This is a genomic window from Roseburia sp. AM51-8 (assembly GCF_003478275.1).
GTDB classification, from domain to species: Bacteria; Bacillota; Clostridia; order Lachnospirales; family Lachnospiraceae; genus Pararoseburia; species Pararoseburia lenta.
In genome coordinates, this window is the sequence record NZ_QUEY01000003.1 from 522,009 (window position 1) to 529,838 (window position 7,830).

The following is a 7,830-nucleotide window of genomic DNA, read 5'->3' on the forward strand; positions in this document are numbered from 1 at the left end:
TTATACCCTGCTTTATTTTAATTTTCTTACTTTTTCAGGTTCCCTTTTTCTACGTGTTCCCGGATGATATGATCTGTCACCTCATACAATTTCTCAGATCCCAGCGCGGTCTTTCTCTGTCTGCCATAGACCTGCTCGGCACTTACCCCGTGTTCTCTCCAGTCACCGCCGCCATTGCTGTTATTTAAAAGAAGCGGCTGCAAATTATCCATGGCATGTGCAAACTTGGATTCCGCCGTTGAAAAATCCTCAAATTCATCAAAGAGCGCGATCAGTTCTTCCTTTTGATCCTCCGGTAAAAGAGAAAAGATCCGCTCCTTGGCTGCATCTTCCCGCGCCTTTTGTGTCTTTAATCCTTCTGCATCATATGCGTAAGTATCACCTGCATCAATCTCCACAATATCATGGATCAGGCACATGAGCATGACCTTGGCAATATCCACAGGCTCATTGGAATAATCGCGCAAGAGGTATGCCATGATCGCCATATGCCATGCATGCTCCGAATCGTTCTCCCTCCTGCCGTGCCCGGACAGATGCGTTTGCCGCAGGATATTTTTCTCTTTATCAATCTCCAAAATAAAATCCAGTTGCTTTTTTAATCTCTCGTCCATAGTGTCTCCTTTATACATAGGTAATTCTATCAGAATCTTTATGCCAGATCATCGTTCTATCAATTTTGTCCTCACTATTTTTCCAAAAACTCTTTGATCTGCCCATAAATAATATCCATCAGGCGCACACGTGCTTCCACGGATGCCCATGCGATATGCGGTGTGATGAGGAGTTTTGTGCTGTCTTTGATATGGCGCAGCGGATTGTCCTCACTCATCGGCTCTGTATCAAGCACGTCAATCCCTGCCGCCGCGATAATTCCGCGATCCAGTGCATCTGCCAGATCTTTTTCCACGATGATCGGTCCGCGTCCCACATTGATCAGAATAGCACTCTCTTTCATCTGGGAAAGTTTCTTTTCTCCGATCAAATGCAGGGTGTCATCCGTCAAAGGTGCATGAATGGAGACAATATCGGATGTCTTCAATAAAGTCTGTAAGTCTACTTCCTGATATTGACTATCGTGGTTTCGTCCGGAAGTAGAGAAATACTGCACCTTACAGCCAAAAACGCTTGCAATCTCAGCCACACGTTTTCCGATCGCGCCAAGTCCAATAATCCCCCAGGTCTTTCCTGCCAACTGGTGAAATGTCTTGGAAAAATGCGTAAACATCTTATCGTTTACATATTTTTCCTCTTTTACATAAGCATCATAATATGCCAAATTCTCATATAGGTAGAATAGCAGGGCAAAAGTGTGCTGTGCCACGGTCTCGGTCGAATAGCCTGCCACATTGCGCCATACGATCTTTCTCTTTTCCAGATATTCCTTATCCAGATTGTTGGTTCCGGTTGCAGTCACACAGATCAGTTTCAGATTTTTGGCTCCCGCCAGCGTTTCCTCATTCATGTTACATTTATTTGTGATAATGATGTCTGCATCCTCTATACGCGCCGGAATTTCCTGACTTGTAGAAAAATCATATTCCACGAGATCGCCAAATGCATGGAACTTTGTAAGGTCAATATCCTCTCCTATGGTTTTTCGATCCAAAAATACTATCTTCATTTGTGCCTCCTAAACCTATCTTTCTATCATTGCTTTTCTACTGGCATTTTACCATAAAATCAGGCCTTCATTTTATCCATTTTTCATAAATCTATATATTCTATCTTCTTAAAAATACAAGAAAACACCCCGCACAAGATTTTCTCATGCGGAGTGTCTTCTCTCATAATTGGGGTAACGATCCTGTTGATCGCCTGTATTTAGGAAAGGAATTTGATATAAGCGTGTTATTTCTTAATCTTATTCAGCATAGCATTGATACCCAGTACCTGCTCCTTTGGAACGGCACCAAATCCAAGCATTCTCTTGACGGTGAAGCCCATCATCATCTTCTGTGCTGCTGCCGGATCGATCTGGCTTGCTAATTCTTTCATACCCTTCTGTGGATCATCATCGGATGGATTCTGGTTTCCTGCCTGCATCTTCGCCATCAGACCGCCCATCAACTTCTGTCCTTCCGGATTTGCCATGATGTCTCCCATGGTATCGTTGATAGAGAAATATCCTTCCGGTGCAGTGATCTCAAACCAGTTGATGACATCACCGGTCACCGGCATACGATAGTCCGGATTTGGCTCATCTACTTTCTTGATGGTTGCGTTGTCCTCGCAGTCTCCTGCTTTTGCGACCAACTTTGTCTCGCCAACATTCTTTACTTCAAAGGTAAAGAAGTGATCTTCTGCTGTCTGCTTGCCGACAGATTCTCCGTTTGCAAAAAGTTCTACCTCTGGAAGATTAGAATAAACCTTAACGGTCGTAACATCTTCATCACGTTCTACATAGTTCTTGCTGCAAAGATGAACAAACGGTTCGTCGGATAACCATGCCTTGTAAGCATAGAAGGAATCCTTTTTGTACTTACGGTCAAAGGTAACCAGACCCTTGTTGTTCATACCCTTGCATCCGCCCTCGTCTCTGGCATCTGCTGCAAAGTCAAACATATTCCAAACATGTGTAGCCCATACAAAGTCTCTGGTATAGAGCTGCTTGATGAGTTCTTCATGATAATGTGCCTGATATTCTTCTGAATAATCGCCCTGCTCCGGGTGAGAAGAATGCCACTTGTAGGCTTCTGCGCCGTACTCACTCATACCGATCGGGATATTTGGATACATCTCATGGAAGGAATCCATAAATGGTCCGTTCTCCTCGATCTTTCCGCCGTACCATCCCAGATACTGGTTATAAGATACCAGATCAGGGATCTCTATATACTGGCTCTCTGAAATATCACACATGGAGATAACCGCCATAGTGGTAAGTCTTGTCTTATCCATTTCATGAACCATATCATTTAAGATATGATGGTTCTCTAAAAGGTCAGGATCCTTTGCACCCTTCATGGTGATCTCATTGGAAAGTCCCCAGAAGAAAATAGACGCATGGTTGTAATTCTGTACGACCAGTTCCTTCATCTGTGAAATGGTATTTTCACGTCCATTTGGCATATGCACAGAAATATATGGGATCTCAGCCCAGAGTACAAATCCTAACTCATCACACATATCGTAGAAGTGCTGGTCATGCTGGTAATGTGCCAGACGAATGGTGGTTGCGCCAAGTTCATAAATGATCTTAGCATCTTCTTCATGCATCTCAGGTGTAAGGGCATTACCGATATGCGGTCTGTCCTGATGACGGGATACACCACGAAGTGGATAATGCTCGCCATTTAAGAAAAATCCCTTTTCCGGGTCAACCTTAAAGGTACGGCAGCCGAAACGTGTGCTTCTCTCATCAACGACCTGACCATCCTTCTTCAACTCCACATGCATGGTGTAAAGATGCGGATCCTTGCGTCCGTTCCAAAGATGCACATTTGTGATGGTCTGCTCTACCTCTGTCTTGTCTGCTGATACAGTCACGGTATCAACTACCGTGTCTCCATCTGTAATGGTAAATACCAGTTCTTCTGTACTTCCTGCGTTTGTCAGATATACCTCTGTTGTGATCTTGGCATCATCTCCTGTCACTTCCGGTGTTACCTTAATGGCAGGACTTCCGTAATAGTCCAGATCAAAGCGTGTCTCATCGACTAAAATCAGAGATACCTTACGATAGAGTCCGCCGTAGAAGGTAAAGTCTGCATTCTGCGGATATACATAATCATTTGGTGCATTGTCAACAGCAACCACGATCTCGTTTTCATCCTTTAAATATGGTGTGATGTTGGCTCTCCAGGTAGAATATCCGCCATCATGCTTTGCAACAGACTCGCCATTTACGAATAACTCTGCGGATGAGTTTGCTGCTTCAAACTCAATATAAACTTCCTTGCCCTCAGCAACCTCTGCCTTAGAAAGGTTCTTTGCATAGTAGCAGGTTCCACGATAATAATCGCTTCCACCGTCCTGTCCGTCCTCGCCATTCCAGGTATGTGGCAGATCCAATGTCTCCCAGTTTCCTGCGGAAGTTGTCTTATCAGATACTGTGACAGCATCTTTTGTGAACTTCCAGTTTTCATTCCAAGTAAATTTCTTGCTCATACTCGCTCTCCTTTTTGTAGTTTCTTTCTATATTTGAATGTGTAATGCTGACATTCTTCTTTGCTAACTACATCATAGAGCATTTTGAAGAAATCCCTATTCAAAAATTTGCTTTTTCATTCAAAATTTCTTGTTCTTTTGCGATTTTTTATTATTTACCAAACCGAGACGAGATACGCTCTGCAAATCTCGCTCTGATTAGCAGTCGTCATAACACAAAAACGGTAACACCCACACTGTGTAAATGCTACCGTCTTTTTTCTGTCTTATTTCCTTATATGCTACTTGCGCTTTAAGATCATCTTGACACCACGGATCTCGGATACGACCGCCTGCTCATCTACAGCATATATTTGCTCGTCATCCTCAGCACGTGCTGTCCACTCCATACCGTTATAAAGGACTTTTCCGCTTTCCTTGCGATTGTCGACTTCCTCGATGACACGCACTTCCTTGCCGATGCACTCCTCGTAGTTGGTCGCAACCTTTCGACTCTCCAGATATTTTTTTGCCCATGGTCTTGTAAAATACAAGAGGATAAAAGTCACAACAAAAAATACCGCGATCTGCAAGCCCGGATGTCCTCCCAAGAGGCAGACAATCAATGCTGCCAGCGCTCCCCCGGAGATCCAGATAGAAGTCAATCCTACGGTTATGATTTCTATTACAGCCGTGATAACAATGACCGCCAGCCATAAATACATCCAATCACTTAATACTAAATTCATCCAAAATTCCATCTGTATCCTCCATTCCAGAAAATATTCCCCCATATACTCGATAAACTACAGTATACGCAAACGTCTTACGATATCCTCCACCTGGCGAATGGCATCTTCCACCTGATTTTTGGTTTCATTGATGCGATCCTGTACCAGCCAGTCTGCAATCAGTCCATCGAAAAAGAAATCTGCGAATGTGAGGAAATCTCCCACATTCAAATTAAGGTTGTGCGTCATATTTACATCCTGCAACTCCCTGCTAAAACTTTGCAGATCTAACTTAGCCTGCTCCATATAACGCTGGGCATTCCCCATCTTTGAGTGTTTCACAAGCCCACTGATCATCCCTCCACCAAAAAGATCAACCAGACCCCAATTTCCGGCAGAGCGAAGTTCCTCCCTTGCCGCGCGAAGTGATGTTAATGCGCGTTCGCCCGCAGCAATAGCCTCATTACGTTCCTTTTCAAAATCGTATGCCATGGTTTTCTCCTTATATAATATCTTATGCCATAAACATCTTTGTTTGCGTCTTATTATACATGATGGAACGACTTTTGTCATCGAAAGTCGCTCGAATTCGACAAATAAACGCTATAACAGAAACAGGTGCCAGCCTCAGCCGACACCTGTCATGCGCAGTTTTACTTATCTATAAATATTAGTCACCAAATACAGCACGATAATCTGCCTGGAACTTCTCAATTCCGGCATCTGTCAAAGGATGCTTTGTCATCTGCTCGATTACCTTGTAAGGTACGGTTGCGATATCTGCTCCTGCAAGTGCACAATCCGTAACATGAATTGGATTACGAATAGATGCTGCAATGATCTCTGTATCATATCCATAATTATCAAAAATTGTCACGATGTCTTCAATCAGACCAATACCCGGCTGACTGATATCGTCAAGTCTTCCCAAGAATGGAGATACATAGGTAGCCCCTGCTTCTGCTGCCAGAAGTGCCTGATTTGCAGTGAAGATTAAAGTAACATTTGTCTTGATGCCTTCTGCGGAAAGAACTTTTACTGCCTTCAGTCCTTCTACGGTCATAGGAATCTTAACAACCATGTTTGGATGGATGGCTGCGATCTCTCTACCTTCTTTGATCATTCCCTCTGCATCTACGGTTGTAGCCTTTACCTCACCACTGATCGGTCCATCAACGATAGATGTGATCTCTTTGATGACTTCATTAAAATCTCTGCCCTCTTTTGCGATCAGGGATGGATTGGTCGTCACTCCACAAATCACACCCATATCGTTGGCTTTTCTGATGTCATCTACATTCGCTGTATCAATAAAAAACTTCATCCTGCATTCCTCCTAAATTGTAGTTTTCTCTCAACGTCCTCATTGTACGAGTTCAAAAGAAAAAGTACAATCCAGTTTCCTGATGATGATAAAAAAATGAACTAACTTCCTCAAAAAATCCACTCGATAAATAATGTCCTAGACAATAATGTCTGTTGTTGTAAATGCTATGACCTTGCGCAAGCCCTCTAAGGACACCTCCACCTGATAGCCGATTTTGCCTCCGCTAAAGATGATCGTATCAAAATCCTCTGCACTTTGATGAATGACTGTCTGAAAGAATTTCTTCATACCGATCGGTGAGCAGCCACCATGGATATAGCCGGTAAGTCCTAATAATTCTTTGGACTTTACATGGCAATCGACTTTTCTCCTACCGCATTTGCTGCTTTTTTCAGATCCAGTTCTTCTGCCACCGGCACAACAAAAACATAGTGCTCGCCGCTTTTCCCCACAGTCACCAGCGTTTTAAAGACTTTATCCACATTCTGCCCCAAAACCTCTGCCACTTCTACACCACTGATGGCATCTGTATTTGCATATGAATAATGTTTATATTCTACCTTTGCCTGCTCTAAAAGACGCATAACATTTGTCTTTTCTTCTTTTGCTTTCTTTGCCATTTTTACACCTGATTTCTTATTTTGATATTACAAGGCTATGATACCGCCAATGATCAAGATCGGCAAGGCTATATAGATCAGCCCTCCCAGGAAAAGTCCAATGACTACGATCGGCAAAAATATAATATAGAAACCAATCTTTAAAAATCCCCATGTCATCTTGACCGCCAGCGCGATCACTTTCCACATAAACCAGATAAATGCAATAATAAATAATGCTGTCAGCATAAAATCACCTCTTTCATATTTTCCATATCATATAGCATTTACTATAGAAAGTAAACGCTTGTCATGACTTCTTAATAATTCTTTAATATTTCTATCTTTTACCACAATAAAAAATCACCTGCCGATGCAGATGATAAAACGGATATAAAAAGTGCCCAGTTCCGGAATCGAACCAGAGACACGAGGATTTTCAGTCCTCTGCTCTACCAACTGAGCTAACTGGGCACAAAATTGCGGGAATAGGATTTGAACCTATGACCTCCGGTTATGAGCCCGGCGAGCTTCCAGACTGCTCCATCCCGCGATATTTAATTAGATGAGCAATGCTCAATGGGTGGTGGTGGATTCGAACCACCGAAGCAAGATGCAGCAGATTTACAGTCTGTCCCCTTTGGCCACTCGGGAAACCACCCATATTAAGTTATAATAACTTAACAAGCCGATGATCGGACTCGAACCGATAACCTGCTGATTACAAATCAGCTGCTCTGCCAATTGAGCCACATCGGCGTATGAAAAATGGGACCTATAGGGCTCGAACCTATGACCCTCTGCTTGTAAGGCAGATGCTCTCCCAGCTGAGCTAAGATCCCAAATCAATAAACGACCCAAGCGGGACTCGAACCCGCGACCTCCGCCGTGACAGGGCGGCGCTCTAACCAACTGAGCCATTGGGCCTGATTAACACCTTCAAAATTTCATACAGATTCTTCGAATCAAACCTTCTTGGTTAAGCCTTCGATCTATTAGTAACAGTCAGCTACATGTATTACTACACTTCCACCTCTGTCCTATCTACCTTGTAGTCTTCAAGGGATCTTATCTCCTTATAGGA

7 protein-coding genes, 6 tRNA genes, 1 rRNA gene and 1 pseudogene are annotated in these 7,830 nt (G+C 43.2%); all 15 read right to left on the reverse strand.

The features are described 5' to 3' along the window. Nucleotides 1–26 precede the first annotated feature (26 nt). Complete coding sequence (locus tag DW996_RS09170; protein ID WP_118281385.1) at nt 27–614, reverse strand: HD domain-containing protein; 588 nt, start codon at nt 612–614, stop codon at nt 27–29. 74 nt (nt 615–688) lie between these two features. After that, the gene (locus tag DW996_RS09175; RefSeq protein WP_118535512.1) at nt 689–1,624 is read right to left on the reverse strand and encodes a D-2-hydroxyacid dehydrogenase; all 936 of its coding nucleotides are present in this window, start codon (nt 1,622–1,624) and stop codon (nt 689–691) included. 227 nt (nt 1,625–1,851) lie between these two features. After that, nucleotides 1,852–4,110 (reverse strand): glycoside hydrolase family 2 protein, encoded by a 2,259-nt coding sequence (locus DW996_RS09180; RefSeq protein WP_118535513.1) that lies wholly within the window; start codon nt 4,108–4,110, stop codon nt 1,852–1,854. A 281-nt stretch (nt 4,111–4,391) separates the two neighbouring features. Further along, nucleotides 4,392–4,850, reverse strand: coding sequence for an NfeD family protein (locus DW996_RS09185; RefSeq protein ID WP_243098735.1), 459 nt, complete (start codon nt 4,848–4,850; stop codon nt 4,392–4,394). Between the two features lie 45 nt (nt 4,851–4,895). Beyond that, nucleotides 4,896–5,312, reverse strand: a complete 417-nt coding sequence (locus DW996_RS09190) for a hypothetical protein (RefSeq protein ID WP_118535514.1) — start codon at nt 5,310–5,312, stop codon at nt 4,896–4,898. A gap of 178 nt (nt 5,313–5,490) precedes the next feature. Further along, nucleotides 5,491–6,144 carry a fructose-6-phosphate aldolase gene (gene fsa / locus DW996_RS09195; protein ID WP_118281381.1) on the reverse strand — a complete coding sequence of 218 codons (654 nt, stop codon included), beginning with the start codon at nt 6,142–6,144 and terminating at the stop codon, nt 5,491–5,493. Between the two features lie 138 nt (nt 6,145–6,282). After that, nucleotides 6,283–6,767, reverse strand: a pseudogene (ybaK, locus tag DW996_RS14865) (Cys-tRNA(Pro) deacylase). Between the two features lie 27 nt (nt 6,768–6,794). Then, nucleotides 6,795–6,995 (reverse strand): hypothetical protein, encoded by a 201-nt coding sequence (locus tag DW996_RS09205; RefSeq protein ID WP_118535515.1) that lies wholly within the window; start codon nt 6,993–6,995, stop codon nt 6,795–6,797. Nucleotides 6,996–7,147: 152 nt separating this feature from the next. Beyond that, nucleotides 7,148–7,220, reverse strand: a tRNA-Phe gene (locus DW996_RS09210). A 6-nt stretch (nt 7,221–7,226) separates the two neighbouring features. Next, nucleotides 7,227–7,299, reverse strand: a tRNA-OTHER gene (locus tag DW996_RS09215). 27 nt (nt 7,300–7,326) lie between these two features. After that, nucleotides 7,327–7,408: transfer RNA gene (locus DW996_RS09220), tRNA-Tyr, on the reverse strand. Between the two features lie 24 nt (nt 7,409–7,432). After that, nucleotides 7,433–7,505 (reverse strand) — tRNA-Thr (locus tag DW996_RS09225). A 10-nt stretch (nt 7,506–7,515) separates the two neighbouring features. Then, nucleotides 7,516–7,588 (reverse strand) — tRNA-Val (locus DW996_RS09230). Nucleotides 7,589–7,599: 11 nt separating this feature from the next. Beyond that, nucleotides 7,600–7,673 (reverse strand) — tRNA-Asp (locus DW996_RS09235). 48 nt (nt 7,674–7,721) lie between these two features. After that, nucleotides 7,722–7,830, reverse strand: a 23S ribosomal RNA gene (locus DW996_RS09240); the annotation flags it as partial.